Source organism: Tessaracoccus sp. OS52, from assembly GCF_020687685.1.
Lineage (GTDB): Bacteria > Actinomycetota > Actinomycetes > Propionibacteriales > Propionibacteriaceae > Arachnia.
The window spans coordinates 1,294,625-1,316,327 of the sequence record NZ_JAJEWM010000001.1; the positions used below are offsets into that span (position 1 = coordinate 1,294,625).

At 67.8% G+C, this 21,703-nt stretch carries 20 protein-coding genes; 3 read left to right on the forward strand and 17 right to left on the reverse strand.

The window, feature by feature from the left end; translation table 11 throughout:
- Together LKO27_RS15535 and LKO27_RS06095 are read right to left on the reverse strand one after the other, a co-directional pair.
- Positions 1–1,044 (reverse strand): three-helix bundle dimerization domain-containing protein, encoded by a 1,044-nt coding sequence (locus tag LKO27_RS15535; protein WP_370629948.1) that lies wholly within the window; start codon positions 1,042–1,044, stop codon positions 1–3.
- Positions 1,031–1,708 (reverse strand): helix-turn-helix domain-containing protein, encoded by a 678-nt coding sequence (locus tag LKO27_RS06095; RefSeq protein WP_227736164.1) that lies wholly within the window; start codon positions 1,706–1,708, stop codon positions 1,031–1,033. Before LKO27_RS06095 ends, LKO27_RS15535 begins: the two co-directional genes overlap by 14 nt.
- A gap of 178 nt (positions 1,709–1,886) precedes the next feature.
- On the opposite strand from LKO27_RS06095, the gene LKO27_RS06100 reads away from it, so the two are divergent.
- A complete protein-coding gene (locus LKO27_RS06100; RefSeq protein ID WP_227736166.1) occupies positions 1,887–3,110 on the forward strand; it encodes a multidrug effflux MFS transporter in 1,224 nt (407 codons plus the stop codon).
- 6 nt (positions 3,111–3,116) lie between these two features.
- On the opposite strand, the gene aspS is transcribed toward LKO27_RS06100, so the two are convergent.
- Positions 3,117–4,958 (reverse strand): aspartate--tRNA ligase, encoded by a 1,842-nt coding sequence (gene aspS / locus LKO27_RS06105; RefSeq protein WP_227736167.1) that lies wholly within the window; start codon positions 4,956–4,958, stop codon positions 3,117–3,119.
- 150 nt (positions 4,959–5,108) lie between these two features.
- Here aspS and LKO27_RS06110 point away from each other — a divergent pair, with 150 nt between their 5' ends.
- A complete protein-coding gene (locus tag LKO27_RS06110) occupies positions 5,109–5,957 on the forward strand; it encodes a DUF222 domain-containing protein (RefSeq protein ID WP_227736168.1) in 849 nt (282 codons plus the stop codon).
- A 64-nt stretch (positions 5,958–6,021) separates the two neighbouring features.
- On the opposite strand, the gene hisS is transcribed toward LKO27_RS06110, so the two are convergent.
- Complete coding sequence (gene hisS, locus LKO27_RS06115; protein WP_227736169.1) at positions 6,022–7,344, reverse strand: histidine--tRNA ligase; 1,323 nt, start codon at positions 7,342–7,344, stop codon at positions 6,022–6,024.
- 101 nt (positions 7,345–7,445) lie between these two features.
- Between hisS and LKO27_RS06120 the strand changes: the two genes are divergently transcribed.
- Positions 7,446–8,690: a DUF349 domain-containing protein gene (locus tag LKO27_RS06120; RefSeq protein WP_227736171.1), complete on the forward strand. Its 1,245-nt coding sequence runs from the start codon at positions 7,446–7,448 to the stop codon at positions 8,688–8,690.
- Positions 8,691–8,746: 56 nt separating this feature from the next.
- Here LKO27_RS06120 and LKO27_RS06125 read toward each other — a convergent pair whose 3' ends face one another.
- The 13 genes from LKO27_RS06125 to LKO27_RS06185 all read right to left on the reverse strand — a co-directional run bounded on the left by LKO27_RS06125 (position 8,747) and on the right by LKO27_RS06185 (position 21,679).
- Complete coding sequence (locus LKO27_RS06125; protein ID WP_227736173.1) at positions 8,747–9,805, reverse strand: hypothetical protein; 1,059 nt, start codon at positions 9,803–9,805, stop codon at positions 8,747–8,749.
- A 1-nt stretch (position 9,806) separates the two neighbouring features.
- Positions 9,807–10,337, reverse strand: coding sequence for an RNA polymerase sigma factor (locus LKO27_RS06130; RefSeq protein WP_227736175.1), 531 nt, complete (start codon positions 10,335–10,337; stop codon positions 9,807–9,809).
- 52 nt (positions 10,338–10,389) lie between these two features.
- The gene (locus LKO27_RS06135) at positions 10,390–12,597 is read right to left on the reverse strand and encodes a bifunctional (p)ppGpp synthetase/guanosine-3',5'-bis(diphosphate) 3'-pyrophosphohydrolase (RefSeq protein ID WP_227737229.1); all 2,208 of its coding nucleotides are present in this window, start codon (positions 12,595–12,597) and stop codon (positions 10,390–10,392) included.
- A gap of 127 nt (positions 12,598–12,724) precedes the next feature.
- Positions 12,725–13,795: a TrkA family potassium uptake protein gene (locus LKO27_RS06140; protein WP_370629949.1), complete on the reverse strand. Its 1,071-nt coding sequence runs from the start codon at positions 13,793–13,795 to the stop codon at positions 12,725–12,727.
- A 4-nt stretch (positions 13,796–13,799) separates the two neighbouring features.
- Entirely contained in the window at positions 13,800–14,348 is a 549-nt protein-coding gene (locus tag LKO27_RS06145) for an adenine phosphoribosyltransferase (RefSeq protein WP_227736177.1), read from the reverse strand.
- Positions 14,345–15,487, reverse strand: coding sequence for a protein translocase subunit SecF (gene secF / locus LKO27_RS06150; protein WP_227736179.1), 1,143 nt, complete (start codon positions 15,485–15,487; stop codon positions 14,345–14,347). Before secF ends, LKO27_RS06145 begins: the two co-directional genes overlap by 4 nt.
- Positions 15,487–16,986, reverse strand: coding sequence for a protein translocase subunit SecD (gene secD, locus LKO27_RS06155; protein ID WP_227736181.1), 1,500 nt, complete (start codon positions 16,984–16,986; stop codon positions 15,487–15,489). Before secD ends, secF begins: the two co-directional genes overlap by 1 nt.
- Positions 16,987–17,101: 115 nt before the next feature.
- The gene (yajC, locus tag LKO27_RS06160) at positions 17,102–17,551 is read right to left on the reverse strand and encodes a preprotein translocase subunit YajC (protein WP_227736183.1); all 450 of its coding nucleotides are present in this window, start codon (positions 17,549–17,551) and stop codon (positions 17,102–17,104) included.
- A gap of 74 nt (positions 17,552–17,625) precedes the next feature.
- Complete coding sequence (gene ruvB, locus LKO27_RS06165; protein WP_227737231.1) at positions 17,626–18,657, reverse strand: Holliday junction branch migration DNA helicase RuvB; 1,032 nt, start codon at positions 18,655–18,657, stop codon at positions 17,626–17,628.
- Between the two features lie 8 nt (positions 18,658–18,665).
- Positions 18,666–19,283 (reverse strand): Holliday junction branch migration protein RuvA, encoded by a 618-nt coding sequence (ruvA, locus tag LKO27_RS06170; protein ID WP_227736185.1) that lies wholly within the window; start codon positions 19,281–19,283, stop codon positions 18,666–18,668.
- A complete protein-coding gene (ruvC, locus tag LKO27_RS06175) occupies positions 19,280–19,801 on the reverse strand; it encodes a crossover junction endodeoxyribonuclease RuvC (protein WP_227736187.1) in 522 nt (173 codons plus the stop codon). The genes ruvA and ruvC overlap by 4 nt, the downstream gene beginning before the upstream one ends.
- An 83-nt stretch (positions 19,802–19,884) precedes the next feature.
- Positions 19,885–20,658, reverse strand: coding sequence for a YebC/PmpR family DNA-binding transcriptional regulator (locus LKO27_RS06180; RefSeq protein WP_227736189.1), 774 nt, complete (start codon positions 20,656–20,658; stop codon positions 19,885–19,887).
- 55 nt (positions 20,659–20,713) lie between these two features.
- Positions 20,714–21,679, reverse strand: a complete 966-nt coding sequence (locus LKO27_RS06185) for a GNAT family N-acetyltransferase (RefSeq protein WP_227736191.1) — start codon at positions 21,677–21,679, stop codon at positions 20,714–20,716.
- Positions 21,680–21,703: the final 24 nt, after the last annotated feature.

Below are 21,703 nucleotides of genomic sequence, written 5' to 3' on the forward strand. Positions count from 1 at the left end.
TCAGAGGATCTCGGCGAGGAGACCCTTGACCTTCACCTCGATCTCGTCGGCGATCCGCCGCACGGTCTCGATCGATTGCCCGTTCGGGTCGTCGAGCTTCCAGTCCTCGTAGCGCTTGCCGGGGTAGAAGGGGCACTCGTCACCGCAGCCCATGGTGATCACGACGTCGGAGGCCTGCAGCGCGTCGGTGGTGAGGGGCTTGGAGAACAGGTAGGCGGCCTCGATACCGCGCTCCTCGAGGACCCTCAGCGCATCGGGGTTGATCTGCCCGGAAGGCCTGGAGCCGGCCGACCGGACATTGACCTGACCACCGGAGAAGTGCTTGGCCATTGCCGCGGCCAGCTGGGACCGGCCCGCGTTCTGGACGCAGACGAACAACAGTTCGGGCCTGCCGTCGAGAGGTTCGCCCTTGCTCTTGGCAGCCGCTCGCAGCTTGTCGTGGGCGAACCGTTCGACGAACACGGGCAGGTTGGCGGGTATCCGGGTGGTGGCGGCCAGCGCGGCGTGCGCCTCCCTGACGAAGGCGCGCACCTCGTCGGCTGTGAAGACGCCTTCGTAGTGCTTTGCGAGGTCGTCGATGATGCTCCGGTAACGCTCGGCGTGACCGGAGGGCTGCCCGGTGACCTCGAGCACGAGGTCGATGACCCGGCGGGAGATGTCGTCGCGGACCAGTCGCATCCGCTCGGCACCCTCGATGCCGCGCAGGCTGGGCTCGTCGGTGTCCCACACGCGTACGTCGGCAGCGAGGTCTTCCATCTGCGGCAGCTGCGCCTCGGTGCCCACGAGGATGACGTGACTGGCGGACCGCAGCATCTCCTCGGTGAGTGCTTTCGGATGCTCTCCGTCCATGTTCGCACCCACCTCAGCAAGTGAGTCGATGGACTCCTGGTTCAGGGAGGAACCGGGCTTGGTGCCGGCCGAGGTGACCTCGACGGCGGACCCGCCGATCTGGCGGGCGATGGCGGCGGCCATCTGGGACTTGCCGCCATTCTTGACGCAGACGAACAGCAGATTGGCCTTGGGAGGGTTCTCAGATTCGGACATGGGACGTTCCCTTCTGGAGGTTGGTTGCCAGTAGTGCGATGCGGGTGCGGAGGATCTCGGCCGCGGAGACGAACGCCTCCTCATCGCCGATTGCCACGGGGTCAGGCACGGACCAGTGCATTGCTGAGTCCGCTTCCGCCCAGGTCTCGTGGACGTGGTCGCAGACAGTGACGACGAGGTCTCCGCGTTTCCTCGCCTGGTCGACGTGCCGGGTTACCTGGTCCAGGTGGAGCCGGAGGCGACCGGCCACGCGGGCGGTCAAGGGATGTGGTCCCGGGGCGGGCGCCGTCCCGGCGTCTGCGCTCGGGATGTCGCTCCCGGCTCGCCAGATTGCCGCCGCCAGCTTGGAGCGCGCCGAGTTCCGGGTGCAGACGAACAGGACTCGCCTGGGAACCTTGACACCTTCCAGACCGACCGCGACCAATGAACCGACGTAGGGGCGGTCGATACGCAGGGTGACGTAGTGGCGTCGCCGGTCGTGTTCGCTCCGGTGCCGTGCGGTGACCCCCGCGGCTTCGAGCGCTCTCAGGTGGTGGGCCAGCAGGTTCGACGGCAGGCCCAGGCGTTCACCCAACTCACCCGGGGTGGCGTCGTTCGCGTACAGCAACTGCGCGACGGCCAGCCGTGACGGATCGGCCAGTGCCGCGTGCAGATCCACCAGCATCGGTATTCCCTCAATCGTCGTTGAGAGAACTGTAGCCGAGTCCTTCGCGAGTGACCATCCGAGAAAGCCAATTCCACACGGTTGGATGCGGGGTATAGCATCTGCTCGCAACGTCGCCCGCGGTGGAACCTCGTGCCCGCCGTGGGCTCTTTCTGATCCGCACCAGTTCTGGAGCATCGTGGAAGTCAATCTCGGGGACCGCTACAGCAGTCGCCGGCGTATCGCCATCGTCCTCACCCTCGGCCTCCTCACCGGCCTCGGTCCGTTCACCATCGACCTCTACCTGCCCGCGTTCCCCAGCCTCAAGGCTGATCTCGGCATCAACGACCCGCAGGTGCAGCTGACGCTGTCGGCCACCGTGATCGGGTTCTCCGTCGGCCAGCTGTTGATCGGGCCCCTGAGTGACCGGTTGGGCCGCAGGGTCCCGCTCGTGGGGATGACGGTTATCCACGTCCTGTCCTCGGTGCTGGTGGCGATCGCCCCGAACGTGGCGTTCCTGACCGGGATGCGGGCGCTCCAGGGATTTGCCGCCGCCGGTGGTGCTGTCGTCGCCATGGCCATGGCGCGCGACCTCTTCAGCGGCCGGCGGCTGGTGATCATGCTCTCCCGGCTCGCGCTGGTCTCCGGCCTGGCACCCATCATCGCGCCCGTCGTCGGGAGCTGGCTCGTGGTCCTGCTGGACTGGAGAGGGGTGTTCTGGGTGCTGGCTGTCTACGGCGCCTTCGTCGTCACGCTGGTGTTCGTGCTGATCCTCGAGACCCGCCCGCCCCATGAACGCACGCGTGGCGGGGTGGGCGAGCTGCGGGGAGCCTATGCGCGCGTGCTCGGGGACCGGACCTTCGTGGGCGTCTGGCTCACCTCAGCGCTGGCCTTCTCCGGCCTGTTCTCCTACGTCTCCAGTTCCTCGGTCCTGTTCCAGGAGACGTTCAACCTTTCCGAGGGCGGGTTCGGCCTGATCTTCGCGCTGTGCTCGGTGGGCGTGTTCATCGGGGTGCAGTCCGGAAGCCGTCTGGCCAACCGGTTCGGTCCGCAGTGGACCCTGGTGATGGGGACCGGAGTGATGGTGCTGGCGGCGGCTGTGCTGCTCGGGATCGGTGCGACGGCGGAGAGCCCTTGGGCCCTGGTGCCTGCGATGTTCGCCTACACCTTCGGCTTCGGGTCCTCCATGCCCAGTTGCCAGGTGATCGCGCTGCAGCACCACCGGCGCGACTCCGGCACGGCGGCCTCGCTGATGGGCGCGCTCAACATGGGCCTGGCGGCCATCGTCGGGCCCGTGATCGGAAGCTTCCCGATGACGAGCGCCGTGCCGATGGCCGCCGGCATGCTCATCTGCGCACTGCTGGCCGTGCTGGCCCTGTGGACCGTCGTTCGGCCCTGGAGACTCCAGGTCCAGCTCGACTGATCCGGGTCAGGGGACCTGGATGGGGTCCGCCGACTCGCCGTGCTTCGCGTCCGGCTTGTCCTTCGCCGCGGTCTCGGCGGCCTTGGGCTTGAAGTCGATTCCGGCTTCCTTGCGCTGCTGGGGCGTGATCGGGGCCGGCGCTTGGGTGAGCGGGTCGTAGCCGCCGCCCGACTTCGGGAACGCGATGACGTCGCGGATGGAGTCCGACTTGCTCAGCAGGGCCACGATGCGGTCCCAGCCAAATGCGATGCCACCGTGCGGCGGCGCGCCGTAGGCGAAGGCGTCGAGGAGGAAGCCGAACTTCTCCTGCGCCTCCTCCTGCCCGATGCCCATGATCTTGAAGACCCGCTCCTGCACGTCGCGGCGGTGGATACGGATTGAGCCCCCGCCGATCTCGTTGCCGTTGCACACGATGTCGTAGGCGTAGGCCAGCGCGTTCCCGGGGTCGGCGTCGAAGTTGTCGAGCCACTCGGGCTTCGGGGACGTGAAGGCGTGGTGGACCGCAGTCCAGGCGCCTTCCCCCACAGCGACGTCGCCCTCCTCCACGGCTTCGTTGGTGGGCTTGAACAGTGGGGCGTCGACCACCCACAGGAAGCTCCACGCACTCTCGTCGATCAGTCCGCAGCGGCGGCCGATCTCGCCCCGGGCGGCGCCCAGCAGGTTCTGCGACGCGGTCCGCGCACCGGCGGCGAAGAAGATGCAGTCCCCCGGCTTGGCGCCGGTGCGCTCCGGCAGCGCCGCGAGCTCCGCGTCGGAGAGGTTCTTGGCGACGGGGCCACCCAGCTCACCGGTCTCCGAGACGGTCACGTAGGCCAGACCCTTCGCGCCTCGCTGCTTGGCCCATTCCTGCCAGGCGTCGAACTGGCGACGCGGCTGTGAGCCGCCGCCCGGCATCACCACTGCGCCGACGTAGGGCGCCTGGAAGACACGAAACGAGGTGTCGGCGAACAGGTCGGTGAGTTCGGTGATCTCCAGGTCGAAGCGGAGGTCGGGCTTGTCCGACCCGTAGCGGTCCATGGAGTCGGCGAAGGTGATGCGCGGGAAGGGGGTCTGCAACTGGTGGCCCTTCAACGCCCAGACCTCCTTGATGATCTCCTCGCCCAGCTCGATGACGTCGTCCTGGTCCACGAAGCTCATCTCGATGTCGAGTTGCGTGAACTCGGGCTGGCGGTCGGCGCGGAAGTCCTCGTCGCGGTAGCAGCGGGCGATCTGGTAGTAGCGCTCCATGCCGGCCACCATCAGCAACTGCTTGAACAACTGCGGGGACTGCGGCAGCGCGTACCAGGAGCCCGGCGACAACCGCGCGGGCACCAGGAAGTCGCGGGCACCCTCGGGGGTGGAACGGGTCAGCGTGGGGGTCTCGATCTCCACGAAGTCACGCGCGTCAAGGACCTTGCGGGCGGCCCGGTTCACGGCCGAGCGCAGTTTCAGGGCAGCTGCCGGCGCGGGACGGCGCAGGTCCAGGTAGCGATACTTCAGGCGGGCCTCCTCGCCCACCTCCACCCGCTCGTCGATCTGGAACGGCAGCGGCGCGGAGGTGTTGAGCACCTTGAGTTCGCTGATTGCCACCTCGATCTCGCCGGTGGGGAGGTCCGGGTTCGCGTTGCCCTCGGGCCGGGTCTCGACGACGCCGGTGACCTGGATGCAGTACTCGTTGCGGAGGTCGTGGGCACCGGAGGACTCAAGCACCTCGTCGCGGACGACCACCTGGGCCACGCCCGAGGCGTCGCGCAGATCGATGAAGGCGACGCCGCCGTGGTCACGGCGCTTGCCGACCCAACCACTCAGTACTACGGTTTCGCCGGTGTTGGAGGCTCTGAGCTCTCCGGCCTTGTGGGTGCGCTGCATGGAGCTATTCCTTTCTGGGAGGACTGCATCGACGGTGCAGCCCACGACCCCACATGCTATCGCCCACCCCCGGATACCACGAACGTCGCGACACCCCTCAGGCGAAGACCCGGAGGGCTGTTTGTCAGTGGTGGGTGACATCGTGGGCACATGGACAGGAAGCAGGTCGCGAACGAGGCGCTGGCCCAGGTGGAGCGTGCCCGTGAGACCATCCGCATCGCGGAGATCCGGGAATCCATCGCCGTTGCCGAACTTGCCGAGACGTACTCGGTAGGGGTGGACACGCTCGTCGAGGCCTTGGTGGAGAAGTCCGTCCACCCCGGAGATGACGGCACACCTGCCGTCTCCGAGTTCCTTGGCCTGGAACTCGGGGCAGCGCTCGGGTTGTCTCGCCGCTCTGCGCTCCTTCTCGTGGCGGACGTCCTCAACCTCAAACACCGGCATCCGCACCTGTGGGATGCGTTCTGCAGGGGTCTCATCCCTCGCTGGCAGGCGGTGAAGCTCACCGAGCTGACGAGCGCGCTCGCGCTTGAGGCCGCGCAGTGGGTGGACGTCCAACTCGCCCGCAGGGCTGGCAGGATCTCCTTCCAGCGGATGAAACGGCTCGCACGAGGCCTCGTCGCGCAGGCAGATCCCGCACTCCAGCAGGAGCGAGAGGAACTCGCGCAGCACGGTCGCGGAGTCCACTTCGGGCATCCCGACGCTGGCACAACGCACATGTACGCCTCAGTCGAGGCACTGGACGCCAGACGACTGGAACAGACGCTGGGTGACCTGGCCTGTGCGTTCGGCTCCGCCGGCGACGAACGCTCTCGGGACGAACGCCTGGCCAGCGCGCTTGGCCTCCTGGCGGATCCAGCGGAGGCACTCCCGACAGACCGCCGTCGATGGACTTCGCCCGCTCAGCCGGTTGGTCCACAGGGCCAAGACCGTCGGAGCCTGGCAGCTGATGAGGACCAGCTTCGGCCACCTCACGTGGAGATCACCGCTGGGACGTGAGTACCTGGTCGAACCCGACGGGACGTCGCCCCCGCCCCATCTGCGGGAGAAGCGACGGAACTAGTCAGCCCGGGACGACGGTGACGCCAAGGTCCGCTGCGGGTGGTTCCCAGTGGGCGGGATCGGCTGAGACCTGCTCGCCGCTGCGAATGTCCTTCACTGAATCCGCCCCGAACCAGACGAACGGGATCCCCCGACGCTCGGCGTAGCGGATCTGCTTCCCGAACTTGTCCGCCTTCGGTGCCACCTCGACGGCGATGCCGCGCGCCCGGATGGCCGCGGCCACGGCGATGGCCTCCTCGCGGGTCTCCTCGTTGTCGACGGCCACCAGCACCGCCGACGGCACGGACCTCGAAGCTCCGAGTGCGCCCTTTCCGATGAGGGGGGCAAGGATGCGGGTGATCCCGAAGGAGTAGCCGACTCCGGGGAAGGTGGTCCTGCCGTCGGTGGCGAGCGAGTCGTAGCGGCCACCCGAGGCGACCGAGCCGAGCTTCTCTGAACCCGTCAGCAGCGTCTCGTACACCGTGCCCGTGTAGTAGTCCAGCCCCCGTGCGATCTTGAGGTCGGCCACCACCCGGTCCGGCACGGCACGGCCGGCCACGCGCACGAGCGCCGCCAGCTCATCCAGGCCGGTGGTGAGGAGGTCGTCCTCGACGCCGAGGGCGCGCACGTCGTCGACGAAGGACTCGTCACTGGAGCTGATCCCGGCCAGCGCGACGCACGCGTCGGCCTGGGCGTTGCTGAGCCCGAGTTCCGCGGTCAGCAGCTCGGAGACCGCCGCGGGACCGATCTTGTCGTACTTGTCCACCCGCTGCAGGACCGGAGCGGTCTCGGTGATGCCCAGCCCGCGGTAGAACCCCTCGAGCAGCTTGCGGTTGTTGACGCGCAGGCTGACGGGTGCCAGCCCCATGCCCTTGTGCAGCTTCTCGAACACGTCGAGCGCCACCAACGGGATCTCGACGTCGTGGTGGGCGGCCAGGGAGTCCTGACCGACGATGTCGATGTCGGCCTGAGTGAACTCGCGGTAGCGGCCCTCCTGGGGACGCTCGCCGCGCCAGACCTTCTGGATCTGGTAGCGGCGGAACGGGAACGCGAGGTGCCCGGCGTTCTCGAGGACGTAGCGGGCGAACGGCACGGTGAGGTCGAAGTGCAGGCCCAGTTCGTCGGCCTCGCCCTCGGCGGCGTGCAGCCGCCGGACCACGTAGATCTCCTTGTCGATCTCGCCCTTTCGGGAAAGCTGCTCGAGTGGCTCGACAGCGCGGGTCTCGATGGGTGCGAAGCCGTGGAGCTCGAAGGTCTCGGAGACGGTGCGCAGCACCTGGGTCTCAACAAACCGGCCGGCGGGGAGGTACTCGGGGAAGCCGGAGATCGGCTTGGGACGTGCCATTGGTGAAGGTGACCTTAAGGGATTCGACGCTGTTCGGCCTCAGCCTACCCGGATCTGGTTTCGATGCGACGTGGTGACTCATTCCAGCTAGATTTGGGCGCATGAGTGAAACGCAAGCGCCCCAGGACTTCGGTCGCGTCGATCCGGACGGCACGGTCTACGTCACAGTGGGTGGCACCGAACGAAGCGTCGGACAGGTTCCCGACGCCACCCCCGAAGAAGCTCTTGGGTTCTACACCCGCCGCTACGAGAACCTCGCCGCAGAGGTCAAGCTGCTGGGCTCGCGCGTCGAGGCGCAGGCCATGTCACCCGAGGACGCGCGCAAGGCCATCGACACCCTGAAGACGAACGTGGCCGAGGCCAACGCCGTCGGCGACCTGGCCGCGCTGACCGCGCAGCTGGAGAAGCTCGAGGAGCTGCTGCCGGCGCAGATCGAGGCCCGCAAGGCTGCCCGGGCGGAACAGAACGCCGCCACCATCGCCGCCAAGCAGGCCATGGTCGACGAGGCCGAGGCCCTGTCCACCGGCAACGACTGGCGCGGTGGCGTGGATCGGTTCCGGACGCTGCTGGAGGAGTGGAAGGCCCTCCCACGCATCGACCGCGCCACCGACAACGAGCTGTGGCGCCGGTTCTCGTCCGCCCGCACGCAGTACACGCGCCGGCGCAAGTCCCACTTCACCGAGGTCAACTCGCACCGCGACGAGGCCAAGTCGGTCAAGGAGCAGATCATCGCCGAGGCGGAGCCGCTGGCCGAATCCACGGACTGGGGCGCCACGGCCGGGGCCTTCCGGGACCTGATGGCCCGCTGGAAGGCTGCGGGCTCGGCGCGCCGCAGCGACGACGACGCTCTCTGGGCACGGTTCCGGGCAATCCAGGACCGCTTCTTCGATGCCCGCACCAACGCGCAGCAGGCGGTCGACGGCGAGGAGTCGGAGAACCTGGCAGCAAAGACCACGCTCGTGGAGCAGGTGGAGAAGGATCTCGAAGGCGTCACCGACGTCGAGCAGGCCAAGTCCATCCACCGCGACTTCCTCGAGAAGCTCAGCGCAGTGGGTCACGTCCCTCGCAAGGCGATGAGAGATCTGGACGCGCGCGTGCGCACCATCAGTGAGAAGGTGGCAGAGCTCGAGGCCGAGGAATGGCGCCGCACGGACCCCGAAGCCCGTCAGCGGGCCGCCGACACCGTCGCGCTCTTCCAGTCCCAGGTCGACAAGCTGAAGGCTGACCTCGCCGACGCCGAGGCCAAGGGGGACTCCCGCAAGGCCAAGGACACGGTCAAGTCCCTGGAGACCTACCAGTCATGGCTGGACCAGGCCCAGGAGACGCTCGCGGAGTTCAACGCCTGAGCACGCAGAAGCGCTCGTGGCCTGCGGCCACGAGCGCTTCTTTTCTGTGATGGGCCTCAGCCCTCGATCTCCTGGGCGACCCGCTCCGTGCCGAGGACCTCGACGAAGTCCGAGGGGAGCACGTCCACCCATTCCCGCGTCACGACGACGCTGCGGAAGGTGCTGGTGCCCTGCGGCGTGGCGGGCTTGGTCCCGACCTCGTCGGCCGGGATCATCGCAGGGGCCAGGCCAGTCGAACCCGATTCCACGATCCACCCCTCGCCGTCCAGCACGAGCGTGTGCTCCATGCCGGGCCGCGACGTCGGGTCGGTGAAGGAGACGCGGTGGCCGGTGCCGCCGTCGGGCAGGGCGACCCGGCTGACGACCGTCTGCGGGGTGGCGAGGATGCCCTCCTTACCGGTGGTCGGTTCCTGGGGGTTCTCCGACAGGTTCTGCAGTACTCGGATGGCGGCGGCCCGCAGTTCCGGCCCCGCGGAGTCGGACATCAGGATCTCGTGGACGCCCTTGAACACTCGCTCGTCCTCGCTGTTGTTGCCGGTACCCGCGCGGAGCAGCGCGTCCAGCGCCACGGGGTCCGTCGGCCACTCCTGCCCGGTTCCCAACAGCGGGGGGAACACCGCCCAGAAGGATCCCACCCCGGCCTGACGCACCCAGGACCAGCCTTCGGCGTCGACGTACCCGTCTCGTTCGGTGACCTCACCATCCTGCTCGGAGACGGTGACCACATGCAGGTAGGCACCCTGTGCCTGCGCCGGGCCGGCACCCGCCGCCACCGCCACCGGCTCCAGCTGGACGGCGGCCACCACCACCCCGCGCTCGAGCGGCGCGACGGTGGTGGGCTGCTCCGAGCCCGGATCGAACGGGGTCCCGCTTGGCTGTGTCGACGCGACGGCGGGGACGGTGGTGACGTCCTGCTGCCCCGGCGAAAGTGCCTGGAGCCCCAGGGCCAGGGCGGCGACGCCCGCGGTGGCCGCCACCGCCATGGGGATCCAGGTGCGGCGCGGCGACACGGGGCGGGCAGCCAGCACCTCGTCGAGGACGGCCCTTCGCCGGGCGGGGGTGAACTCCGCGTCGATGGCGTCATCGGTGGGGCGGATTGATCTGAGTTCGTGCATTTCAAACCTCTTTCGGGACCGGGCGCAGGAAGGGCGCCTCGACGGATGGGGCGACGAGTTGGGTGAGCCGCCGACGGGCTCGTTCGAGCCGCTTCGTGAATGCGTTTGCCGAACAATTCATGACCCGGGCCGCGGCGGCGTGGTCGAGACCGTCCCACCCGACCAGAAGGAGTGCCTCGCGATCGGCCTCGCTCAGTTGCCGGAGGGCGTCGAGGAGCATGTGACGGGTGAGGGCCGCGGACTCGGGGGTCTCCCACTGGGTGTCCCGGGCCGCGGAGAAGAGCGCGTCGGTGAGCTGGTCATGGCGGCGCGCCGAACGGTGGTGGTCCAGCAGGGTGTTGCGGGCGGTCGCGATCAACCACCCGATTGGTTCGCCGCTGAGCTCCCCCAGGTGTCGCCACGCCTTGACGTAGGTCTCCGCCAGCACGGATTCCGCCACGTCCGGGTCGGCGTGGCGCCGCAGGTAGGCGTAGACGTTGCGGGAAGTCCTCTCGTAGAGGTCCCGGAACCGCTCCTCGTTTGCTGCATTCACAACCGGTATACGTCGCGGGGCACCCCGATGTGACACCCGGATCCAGATCCGATCAGATCCGGTAGACGTCGTAGACGCCCGGCACCTGACGTACCTGCTTCAAGACGTGGCCCAGGTGCGTCGGGTCCGGGGCCTCGAAGGTGATCCGTCCGATGAACTGCCGGTTCTTGTTCGTCGAGATGCTCGCCGAGATGATGTCGATGTGCTGCTCCGAGAATGCAGCGCTCACGTCGGAGAGCATCCTTGCGCGGTCGATCCCCTCCACCTGGATGGTCACCAGGAACGAGCCGCTGGTGCTGGCCGACCAGGACACCCCGATGAGCCGCTCGGGCTGCTCTCGCAGCGCCGGGACGTTGGTGCAGTCCTCGCGGTGCACCGAGACGCCGTCGCCGCGGGTGACGAAGCCGATGATCTCGTCGCCCGGCATCGGGTAACAGCACTTGGCGAGCTTCACCACCATGGAGGGATCCCCCTCGACGAGGATCCGCACGTCCCCGGAGGCGTCCGGGCGGGCACGCTGCTTGACGACCACGTCCTCGGTGACGGTGTCGACGGCCTCGTCCTCCCCGCCGTGCAGTGAGATCAGGTGTTCGACGACCGACTGCGCACTGACGTGCCCCTCCCCGATGGCCTGGTAGAGATTGGGGACATCGGTCTGCCTCAGTTCGTTCGCGACCGCCGTCAGGTTCTCCAGCGTCAGCAGCCGCTGCATCGGAAGCCCGGTGCGGCGCAGTTGCTTGGCCAGCATCTCCTTGCCGGTGTCCATCGCCTCGTCGCGGCGCTCGCGCGAAAAGTACTGCCTGATCTTCTGGCGCGCGCGGCTGGAGACGACAAAGTCAAGCCAGTCGCGGCTCGGCCCGGCATTGGGGCTCTTGGACGTCAGGACCTCCACCTTGTCGCCCTGCGCAAGCGGCGTTGACAATGCGACCAGACGACCGTTCACGCGGGCACCGATGCACCGGTATCCCACCTCGGTGTGCACTGCGAACGCGAAGTCGACGGGCGTCGCGCCGGTGGGCAGGGCCATCACCTCGCCCTTCGGCGTGAAGACGTAGATCTCGTCGGAGTTGATCTCGAACAGGACCGAGTCCAGGAACTCCCCCGGGTCCTCGGTCTCCTTGCTCATCACACCGAGCTGGTGCATGGCCCGCAGGCCCGCAGCCTCCGGGGTGACGCCGTCGCGCAGGTCGGCCTTGTACTTCCAGTGCGCCGCCACACCGTATTCGGCACGACGGTGCATCTCATGGGTCCGGATCTGCAGTTCGACGGGCTCGTTGCGGGCGCCCAGCACCGTCGTGTGCAGCGACTGGTACATGTTGAACTTGGGGTTGGCGATGTAGTCCTTGAACCGGCCCGGAATGGGTTTCCACGCCGAGTGCGCGACGCCGAGCACCGCGTAGCAGTCCCGCACGTCCTCGACCAGGATGCGCAGGCCGATCAGGTCGTAGATGTCCTTGAAGTCACGGCCACGGACCATCATCTTCTGGTAGATCGAGTAGTAGTGCTTCGGCCGGCCGTAGACGGTGGCCTTGATCTTGTTCTCCGCCATCAGTTGCTGGAACTGCGCGATGAGTTCCCGCAGGTACTTCTCCCTGCCGGGCGCCTGCGCGGTCACCATGGCGGCGATCTCGTTGAACACCTTCGGCTCGATGGCGGCGAAGGACAGGTCCTCCAGTTCCCACTTGATGGTGTTCATGCCCAGCCGGTGGGCCAGCGGAGCGAAGATGTTCAGCGTCTCGGTGGCGATTCGGACCTGCTTGTCCTGCGGCAGGAAGCCGAGTGTGCGCATGTTGTGGAGCCGGTCTGCCAGCTTGATGACCAGGACCCGGACCTCTTCGCTGGTCGCCATGATCATCTTGCGGATGGTCTCGGCCTTCGCCGTCTCCCCGTAGGTGACCTTGTCCAGCTTGGTGACTCCGTCGACCATGCGCGCGACTTCGTCGGAGAAGTCCTCCCGCAACTGGTCCAGCGAGTACTCGGTGTCCTCCACGGTGTCATGGAGCAGGGCCGCCACGATGACGGGCTCGGTCATGCCGAGTTCAGCCAGGATCGTGGCCACGGCCAGCGGGTGGGTGATGTAGGGATCGCCGGACTTGCGCTTCTGACCGGAATGATGGTGCTCGGCCACCCGGTAGGCGCGCTCGATGACGTCGAGGTCGGCCTTGGGATGACTCGTGCGGATGATCTTGAACAAGGGATCGAGGACCGCGGACTTTGAGCGGACCGCGCCGAGCCTGGCCAGTCGGTGGCGCATCCGCATGCGCGGCTGTTCCGGCGAGGTCAACCGCCGCAGCACACCCTGCTCTGTTCCCGGCTCAGTCCTGGGTTCGGCCATGGTTCACCTCCGATCTTCCTCGATGGAGGGAATTGTACGCACCTCCGTCGAACTACTCCTCGCGCTCGCGCTTGCCATCGAGGCGGCCGGCCCCCTTGCGGACCACGATCAACTCGTCCCCGGCCTCGATGCGGGCGGCCGTAGGGTCGTAGAACCGGCGCAGCGTGTCGTTGCGGACCAGCCCGATCACGCGCTCCGTCGTGAAGGATGCGGGATTCTTGCCGACCTCGTCAGGCGTGGCCTGGCGCTGGTTGACCTCGAGTCCCGTGCCGCTGGTCAGCAGGTCCTGGATTATCGAGCCGAGGTCCGGCCCCACTGCGGACAGGCCCATCAGCCGTCCGACGGTGTCCGCGGACGTCACGACGGATGTGGCACCGGACTGCCGGACCAGAGGTACGTTCTCGTGCTCCCGCACCGACACCACGATGCCCGCCGACGGGTTGAGCTGCCTCACAGTGAGGGTGGTGAGGATGGCCGCGTCGTCCCGGTCCAGGCAGATGATGACCTCCTTGGCCTTGGAGATCTCAGCCCGCCGAAGGAGCTGGCGTCGCGTGCCGTCGCCCTGGAACGCGGCCAGGCCGTCGAGGTTGGCGTCCTCCACGGCGATGGAACTGCCGTCGATGACGACGATCTTCTCCACCGGGACGCCGTGGCGGCGCATCGTGTTGACAGCGCTGCGGCCCTTGGTGCCGTAGCCGATTACGACGACGTGGTTGCGCATTCTCTTCCTCCACTGCTGGTCCCTGATGATCCGGCTGCCCTGGTTGGCGAGCACCTCGATCGTGGTGCCGACCAGCAACACCAGGAATCCGATACGCATGGGCGTGACGATGATGGCGTTGAGGAGCCGGGCATGGGCCTCGACGGGCGTGATGTCGCCATACCCCGTGGTGGTCATGGTGACCGTCGAGTAGTACAACGCGTCGATGAAGCTGACCCCGTCGCCGTTCACGTTGTCGGCGTAGGCGTCGCGGTCGACCCAGACCAGGAGCGTGCTGAACAACAACAGCGAGAACGCCATGACGGCCCGCCGGGCCAGTTCCACGAAGGGCGGAACGGTGGGACGGGGCATGCTTACAGTGGCGTGGATGCCACGCGACCCTGCCTGCCTGAGCTTCGCCATGGTCTCAGACTGTCAGGATCGCGCTGCAGCTGTCGATGCCACGCTCAAGCAGGCGTTGCCTGCCTCCGAGCGAGGCGAGCTCGACCACGACACTGACATGGACGAGTTCGGCACCCAGCCTCTTGAGCAGGGCGGCGGTGGCGCCGACGGTGCCGCCAGTCGCGAGCACGTCGTCGACGACGAGAACACGAGCGTGCGGAAGGATGGCGTCGGCGTGGACGCTGAGTGCCTCCGTGCCGTACTCCAGTTCGAAGGACTCGGTCAGCACCTCCCCCGGAAGCTTTCCGGGCTTGCGCACCGGCACGAACCCGGCGCCGAGCGCGAGCGCGACGGGTGCCGCGAAAATGAACCCTCGGGCCTCCATGCCGACGACGACGTCGATGTCCCCGGGAGCCGAGTCGATGATCTCCGTCACCGCGTCCCGGAAGCCCTCGGGCGAAGCCAGAAGGGGGGTGATGTCCTTGAACACCACCCCGGGCTTCGGGAAGTCGGGAACGTCACGGATCAGGCTGGCAACCACCGCCTGCCTGGCGCTCCGACCCGAGTCGGTCAACTCTTCTTCCGCTCGGCGCGCGTGGTGTGGCTCCGGCGAGGTTTGCGCGGTGCGGTGGAGGCCGACGCCACCGACGCCGGGGTCACGGAACTGGCAACCCCAGCAGCGACGGGGACTCCTTGGGCGGCCTGCTGCTCCAGCCGACGCTGTTCCTTCGCCTGTACGCGCTCGATCCGCCGCCTGACCGTCTCACGGTGGGCGATCTGCTCGGGCTCGCGCTCCTTGAGCAGCGCCAGCAGGGGTGCCGCGATGAACAGCGACGAGTAGGCACCGATGATCATGCCGACGAACAGCGCAAGTCCGAGGTCCTGGAGCGGGCCGCTGGCGAGGCTCAGGCCGCCGACGAGGAGCGCCGCGACTGGCAGCACGCCGATGATGCTCGTGTTGATCGACCGGATCACGACCTGGTTGATGGCCAGGTTCGCACGGTCCGAATAGGTGTCGCGGGATTCCTTCAGCCCGGTGATGTTCTCCTTGATCTTGTCGAAGACGACCACCGTGTCGTAGAGGGAGTATCCCAGGATTGTGAGCACGCCGATGAGCGTCGCGGGGGTGACCGTGAATCCGACCAGGGCATAGACGCCCAGCGTGATGATCACGTCGTGGGCGAGGGCGATCACAGCGGCGATCGACATCTTCAGGTCCCGGAACCAAGCCCAGATCAGCGCCATGACGAGCACGATGAAGACCACCAGCGCGATCCCCGCCTGCTGGGAGACCTGCTGGCCCCACGAGGCGCCGATGGCGTTGTAGGTGACGTCCTCCGGGCTGACCCCGGCCAGGTCCGCGATGGCACCCCGGACCGACGTGGTCTCCTCCGGGTTCAGCGAGCGGGTCTGGATCCGGACGGCGGAGTCACCCAGCGCGAAGACCTGGGCCTGCAGGTCCTGCACCTCGAACTCCTCCACTGACTGGCGGACGTCGTCGATGGTCTCCGAGGTCACCTGCATCGGCGCCTGGAAGTCAGTTCCGCCGCGGAACTCGATTCCCAGCGACAGGCCGCGGAAGATCAGCGCCAGGATGGCGATCGCCAGCATGACGCCGGAGATGATGTACCAGACGCGCTGCTTCTTGATGAAGTCGATGGATACCTGGCCGGTGTAGAGCCGGTGCGCCAGTCCTTGCTTCGGGCCCGACATCACGCCTCCTTCAAGACATTGGTGCGACGGATGCGGCGCCCGAGGAGGGAGTCACGCGTGACGCCCATGTGGGCGGCGTCCAGTCCGGACAGCGGGTGGCCCTCGCCGAAGAACTTCGTGCGACCCAGCAGGCTGACCAGCGGCTTGGTGAAGAAGAAGCAGACCGCGAGGTCTATGAGCGTGGTGAGTCCGAGCGCGAACGCGAAGCCCTGGACGCCTCCGACCGCGAGCAGGAACAGCACCGTCGCGGAGAGCAGCTGGACGAGGTCGGAGACGATGATGGTGGAGCGCGCCTTCACCCAGCCGGTCTGGATGGCTGACCGCAGGCTGCGGCCCTCGCGGATCTCGTCGCGGATTCTCTCGAAGTAGATCACGAACGAGTCCGCCGTCACGCCGATCGCCACGATGGCGCCGGCGATGGCTGGCAGGCTCAGGGAGAAGCCCACGGCCTGCCCCAGCAGCACCATTGAGGCGTAGGTGGCGATCGCGGCGACCGCGAGGGAACCCAGGACCACGATGCCGAGCCCCCGGTAGTACACGAAGCAGTACAGCAGCACGATGATCAGGCCCACCAGGCCAGCGAGCAGTCCCACCTGGAGCTGTTCACCACCCAGCGTGGGCGAGACGTTCTCCACCTGTGAGGGCTCGAAGGACAGCGGCAGCGAGCCGAACTTGAGCACGTTGGCCAGGGCCGCGGCGGAGTCAGCCGTGAAGTTGCCGCTGATCATCGCCTCGCCGTTGGTGATGTGGGCGTTCGTGGTGGCCGCCGACTCCACGACGCCGTCGAGGACGATGGCGAACATGTTGAGTGGTTCGCTCTTGGGCAGCAGCGCCCCGGTCAGTTCCGACATCTGCCGGGCGCCCTCATCATTGAAGTCGAGCGTGACGACGTACTGCACGTCCTGCGGCGGGATGCCGGAGGAGGCATCGGTCACCTGTTCGCCAGCGATGGCCACCGGGCCGAGCAGGTACTTCTGGGTCATGCTGCTGTCGCAGGCGAAGAGCGGCTGGTCCAGCTTGTCGGGCGTCTCAGCCCCGCACTCGTAAGCGTTGAACGCCGCCGTGTCCTCCCCGCTGGGGGTGTAGGAGAGCACCTCGGACATTTCCAGTCGCTCCCCCTCCCCCTCGGTTGCGGGGTCAGGAGGTGCGGTGGGCAGTCCCGGCCCTTCCTCCTCCGCCGGCGGAGCCGCGCCAGTGGCCTGAGCCACCGCCAGCACCGGCCGGAAGGCGAGTTGCGCGGTGGCGCCCACGAGCTCGACGAGGTCGTCGCGCTGGACGTTGGGCGCCGACACGATGATGTTGCGATCACCCGACGTCGCGACCGAGGCCTCGCCGACGCCGAGGCCGTCGACGCGCTGCTGCATGATGTTCTTGGCCGTCTCCAGGGACTGGGCCGGCACCGACTGGTTGGTCGCGGTGAGCGTGATGGTCATGCCACCCTGCAGGTCCAGACCGAGCTTGGGGGCCCAGGTGCTGGTTGCGGCCATCAGGGTGTACATGAGGCCTATGACGACCAGGAACGCCGTTAGCGTTACGCCAGGGCGGGGCTTGCGGGAACTTGTGGCCACAGTTTTGCGTCGATCTCCTCAGGGCACCAACAAATGGTGCAAGTGATCAGTTGTCGTTCTTGCGGGTTTCGTCAGGACCGGGCGTCTCGGGGGCGATGGCGCCGTCGGCGGCCTCCGGACGGGGGTCGAAGACGTCAGGAGTCTCCTCACCGGAGAAATGGTGTGGCTCCAGGCCCTCTGCGCTGTAGTCCTCGAGCTCGTCGGAGTCGGACTCGACCTCGTCGCTGAACTCGAACTCCTCCTCGTCGGTGGTCAGGACACGTGCGACGTTGCCCTTCAGGACCGTCACCTCCGTCCCCGGTGCGAGCTCGACGATGGCCTGCCGCTCGCCGATGTAGCGGATGGTGGCGAACATCCCCGAGGTGAGCAGTACGCGGGCCCCCGGCTGAAGGGAGTTGATGAGCTCCTGGTGTTCCTTCATCCGCTTCTGCTGCGGGCGGATCATCATGAAGTACATGATCGCGCCGAACGCGACGATCATAAGGACGAGTTCCATTGTGTTCCTTCACTGGGACGTGCAGGTTGCCGTCGTTCACAATAGCCCAAGCAACTTGAAACCCATATCTGGTTTCACTGCCCGTCGTCGAAGAGCGAGGGTGCCGAACCCGCGGGGGGTGCCATCCCGACGTGCCGCCAGCCTGCAGCAGTGGCGACGCGGCCGCGGGAGGTCCTCATCATGAGCCCCTCGCGGATCAGGAACGGCTCGGCCACCTCCGAGACCGTCTCAACCTCTTCCCCGACGCTCAGCGCCAGCGTGGAGAGGCCCACGGGGCCGCCGGCGAACAGACCGCACAGGGACTTCAGGACCGCGCGGTCCAGCCGGTCCAGTCCCAGCGCGTCCACCTCGTACAGTTCCAGAGCCTGTCTGGCCTCGGTCAGCGCGACGACGTCGTGGCCCCCGACCTGGGCGTAGTCGCGAACCCGGCGCAGGAGCCGGTTGGCGATTCGGGGCGTCCCACGCGAGCGACCGGCGATCTCGTCGGCAGCCGCGGGCAGGATCTGGACGCCCAGCTTGCGCGCCGACGTCCGCACGATCCCGCCCAGGTCCTTCGCGGCGTAGAAGTCCAGCTGTGCGGTGAAACCGAACCGGTCCCGCAACGGGCCGGGAAGCAGACCGGCGCGCGTCGTGGCTCCCACGAGGGTGAACGGGGGCAACTCGATTGGGATGGCGGTGGCTCCGGGGCCCTTGCCCACCACCACGTCCACCCGGAAGTCCTCCATGGCAAGGTAGAGCAGTTCCTCGGCAGGACGGGCCAGCCGGTGGATCTCATCGAGGAAGAGCACGTCGCCGGCCTCAAGGCCGGTCAGGATCGCGGCCAGGTCCCCCGCGTGCGTGATCGCCGGGCCCGACGAGATCCGCAGGTTGGAGTCCAGCTCCGCCGCCATGATCATCGCCAGCGTGGTCTTGCCCAGGCCGGGTGGGCCCGACAGGAGGACGTGGTCCGGGCTGGTGCCCCGGTGCCGCGCGGCCTCCAGCACCAGCCCCAGCTGGTCCCGCACCCTGGGCTGGCCGTGGAAGTCTGCGAGTCGCTTCGGGCGCAGGGCCGACTCGAACTCCGAGTCCTCCGGGTGGGCCAGCGGGTCCACTTCCGAGTGCTCCATCTGGCCGCTCACCGGCGCGCCAGCGAGTTCAGGGCTGCCCGCATCAGCGTCCCGATGGCGAGATCCGGGTCCTCGTCCACGAGGTGGGCCACGTTGTCGCACGCCGCGGCGGCGTCCCGGGCGGACCAGCCGAGGCTCTGCAGCCCGTCGCTCACCTGCTCGCGCCACAGTTGCCCGCCAGCCTGCACTGGCGGGGCGTCCGAGCCGACGCCGGCGCCGTCGGAGAGCAGGAGGACCTTGTCCTTCAGTTCGATCACGAGCTTCTGCGCGCCCTTGCGCCCGATCCCCGGCACCGTGCAGAGCCGCGCCAGGTCCTCGGAGAGGACGGCCCGCCGGATGTCGGCGGGGCTCAGCACCGAGACGATGGCGGCGGCGAGCCGGGGACCGACACCGGAGGCGGACTGCACGAGCTCAAAGGCGTCACGCTCCCCCGAGTCCTGGAACCCGTAGAGCGTGAGGGAGTCCTCCCGGACCACCAAGGAGGTGTGGACTACTGCGCGCTCGCCCGGACGCATCGCCGCAGCCGTGGAGGGCGTGGTCTGGACGAGGTAGCCGATGCCCCCGACGTCCAGGACCGTCGACGTCGCTCCGGCCTGCAGGACGGTCCCCGTGAGCTGAGCGATCATCGCATCCCCTTCGCCTGCGCCACCGCAGCGGCGTACCTGTTGCTGTTGCCCCCGCGCCAGAGATGGCACACCGCGAGCGCGAGTGCGTCGGCGGCGTCGGCCGGCCTGGGCACCTGGTCCAGCCGGAGGATCCTCAGAACCATGGCACCCACCTGCTGCTTGTCGGCCCGCCCGGAACCGGTGACCGCGGCCTTGACCTCGCTGGGGGTGTGAAAGGCCACCGGCAGCCCCCGGCGGGCCCCCACCAGGGCGGCGACGCCCGAAGCCTGGGCGGTGCCGATGACGGTGCCCAGGTTGTGCTGCGCGAACACGCGTTCGACGGCGACGACGTCAGGACGGTACTCCTCCAGCCAGGCTTCGAGGCCTGCCTCGATCTCCATGAGCCGGCTGGCCACGTCCTTGCCGGCGTCGGTGCGGACCACGCCCACGGCAACGAGGGTGGGCTGCCGGCCCACCTGACCGTCGATGATGCCCACCCCGCACCTGGTCAGGCCAGGATCGATACCGAGCACTCGCATGCCAACACCCCTTCGAACACCAGTTCGGATCCTAACGGATCCCCGCCGGATCCACCGGCGACACGCTGGCACCCCAGCCGGGGTCAGTCATCGCTGGCGAGCTGGGCCTGCACCTCGGGGCTCAGTTCAACGTTGTCGTAGACGTTCTGCACGTCGTCGGAGTCCTCGAGTGCGTCCACGATCCGCATCACCTTCTCTGCGACGTCGACCGAGTCGACCACCTGGCCGAAGGAGGGCACGAACTGCACCTCGGAGGAGTCGTAGTCCAGCCCCGCAGCCTCGATGGCCCGGCGCACCTCGACGACGTCGTTCGGATCCGAGATGGCCTCCCAGGAGTCGTCGGCGTCGCTGACCTCTTCCAGCCCGGCATCCAGCGCGGCCTCCAGCAGTGCGTCCTCGGTCACCTCCGCCTTGTCCTGCTTCTTCGGGACGACGACGACCCCCTTGCGGGAGAAGAGGCGCTGGACCGAGCCGACGTCGGCCATGGTCCCGCCGTTGCGCGTCACCGCGACGCGGACGTCGGAGGCGGAACGGTTGCGGTTGTCGGTCAGGCACTCGATGAGGATGGCCACCCCCGCGGGTCCGTAGGCCTCGTACATGATGGTCTCGTAGTCGGAACCCCCTGACTCTGCACCCGAGCCCCGCTTGACGGCGCGGTCGATGTTGTCGTTGGGGACCGAGGACTTCTTAGCCTTCTGGATCGCGTCGTAGAGGGTGGGGTTCCCACCGGGGTCACCACCGCCGAGCCGCGCGGCGACCTCGACGTTCTTGATCAGCTTGGCGAACAGCTTGCCGCGCTTGGCGTCGATGACCGCCTTCTTGTGCTTCGTCGTGGCCCATTTGGAGTGCCCGCTCATGCGACCTGCCTAGATCAGTTGAAACGTGTGGATTGCGGCCCCCACCCTACCCAACTCAGGCAGCCTGCGGCGGCACCACCTTGCTCATCAGGACCAGACCGTCACGCGCCTCGTACCCGAGCGACTGCGTGAGCATGCCCGGGCTCGCCGGGTCAGTGGTGTCCACCCCGATCCCGGCGCCGTCGCAGCCATCGGAGGCCATCGCCACCAAGGTGCGTTGCAGGAGCGCCACCGCGATGCCCCGGCCGCGGTAGTCCGGGTGCACCCCCACCCTGTCCGTCCAGCCCATGGTGAGCCCGTCGATCGCCGCCTCCTCGTCGAGACCCGACAGCGCGTAGCCGACCGGGACGCCGTCGCAGAACGCGACCCAGGACCAGTTCGGCCGGAAGCTCTCCCGGTGGAGGGACTCGTGCCAACCCTCGGCCGCCACCCGCCTGGTGCCGAGCGGGTCACCGAAGCAGAGGTTGTGCAGGTCCAGCAGCGCAGCCGCCTGGCTCTCGTCGAAGGGACGGATCTCGACACCCTCCACGAACAGGTCACCAGGCAGGTTCTTCAGGGCGCGGTGCATGTCGTAGAAGTAGCGCTCCTGCTCGAACCCCATGCGCTCCAGCAACTTCCCGAGGCCCGTCTGCGCGTGGTCCACGTAACATCCGAGCCAGACCGGATCATCGGGGCGGTGAGCGTCTCGCCACTCGATGGCCCGCGCCTCCTGCCAGCGCAGGAGGGAACGTCCGATGCCCATGTAGCGATGCGTCGGATGGACACCGCCCACCAGGTACACCTGTGGTACGTCGCGGTCCTCGGGGATGTCCCAGCCGTAGGCGAGCAGGCTGCCGTAGTCGTCCCAGCCCCCGACGGCGTTCTCAGCCAGGTCCGCGACGTCCATCTCGACCAGCCGCTCCACCGCGGACAGGACAGGATCATCCAGGACCTCGATCTGGTCCCGCAGGGAGGCCACCTCGTCGAGGTCAGCCTCTGTGAGGGCTCGCCAGTTGAGGTGCTTGTCGACGTAAGGGTCCATCGCGGCCTCTCATCCGGGCAGTGC

Coding starts and splice junctions, on each gene's coding strand:
- yajC (WP_227736183.1), bottom strand. CDS start 17,551: ATGGAACTCGTCCTTATGATCGTCGCGTTCGGCGCGATCATGTACTTC.
- ruvA (WP_227736185.1), bottom strand. CDS start 19,283: ATGATCGCTCAGCTCACGGGGACCGTCCTGCAGGCCGGAGCGACGTCG.
- LKO27_RS06180 (WP_227736189.1), bottom strand. CDS start 20,658: ATGAGCGGGCACTCCAAATGGGCCACGACGAAGCACAAGAAGGCGGTC.
- aspS (WP_227736167.1), bottom strand. CDS start 4,958: ATGCAGCGCACCCACAAGGCCGGAGAGCTCAGAGCCTCCAACACCGGC.
- LKO27_RS06185 (WP_227736191.1), bottom strand. CDS start 21,679: ATGGACCCTTACGTCGACAAGCACCTCAACTGGCGAGCCCTCACAGAG.
- LKO27_RS15535 (WP_370629948.1), bottom strand. CDS start 1,044: ATGTCCGAATCTGAGAACCCTCCCAAGGCCAATCTGCTGTTCGTCTGC.
- ruvB (WP_227737231.1), bottom strand. CDS start 18,657: ATGGAGCACTCGGAAGTGGACCCGCTGGCCCACCCGGAGGACTCGGAG.
- LKO27_RS06140 (WP_370629949.1), bottom strand. CDS start 13,795: ATGGCGAAGCTCAGGCAGGCAGGGTCGCGTGGCATCCACGCCACTGTA.
- hisS (WP_227736169.1), bottom strand. CDS start 7,344: ATGGCACGTCCCAAGCCGATCTCCGGCTTCCCCGAGTACCTCCCCGCC.
- LKO27_RS06135 (WP_227737229.1), bottom strand. CDS start 12,597: ATGCGGATGCGCCACCGACTGGCCAGGCTCGGCGCGGTCCGCTCAAAG.
- LKO27_RS06110 (WP_227736168.1), top strand. CDS start 5,109: ATGGACAGGAAGCAGGTCGCGAACGAGGCGCTGGCCCAGGTGGAGCGT.
- secF (WP_227736179.1), bottom strand. CDS start 15,487: ATGTCGGGCCCGAAGCAAGGACTGGCGCACCGGCTCTACACCGGCCAG.
- LKO27_RS06125 (WP_227736173.1), bottom strand. CDS start 9,805: ATGCACGAACTCAGATCAATCCGCCCCACCGATGACGCCATCGACGCG.
- LKO27_RS06095 (WP_227736164.1), bottom strand. CDS start 1,708: ATGCTGGTGGATCTGCACGCGGCACTGGCCGATCCGTCACGGCTGGCC.
- secD (WP_227736181.1), bottom strand. CDS start 16,986: ATGTACACCCTGATGGCCGCAACCAGCACCTGGGCCCCCAAGCTCGGT.
- LKO27_RS06120 (WP_227736171.1), top strand. CDS start 7,446: ATGAGTGAAACGCAAGCGCCCCAGGACTTCGGTCGCGTCGATCCGGAC.
- ruvC (WP_227736187.1), bottom strand. CDS start 19,801: ATGCGAGTGCTCGGTATCGATCCTGGCCTGACCAGGTGCGGGGTGGGC.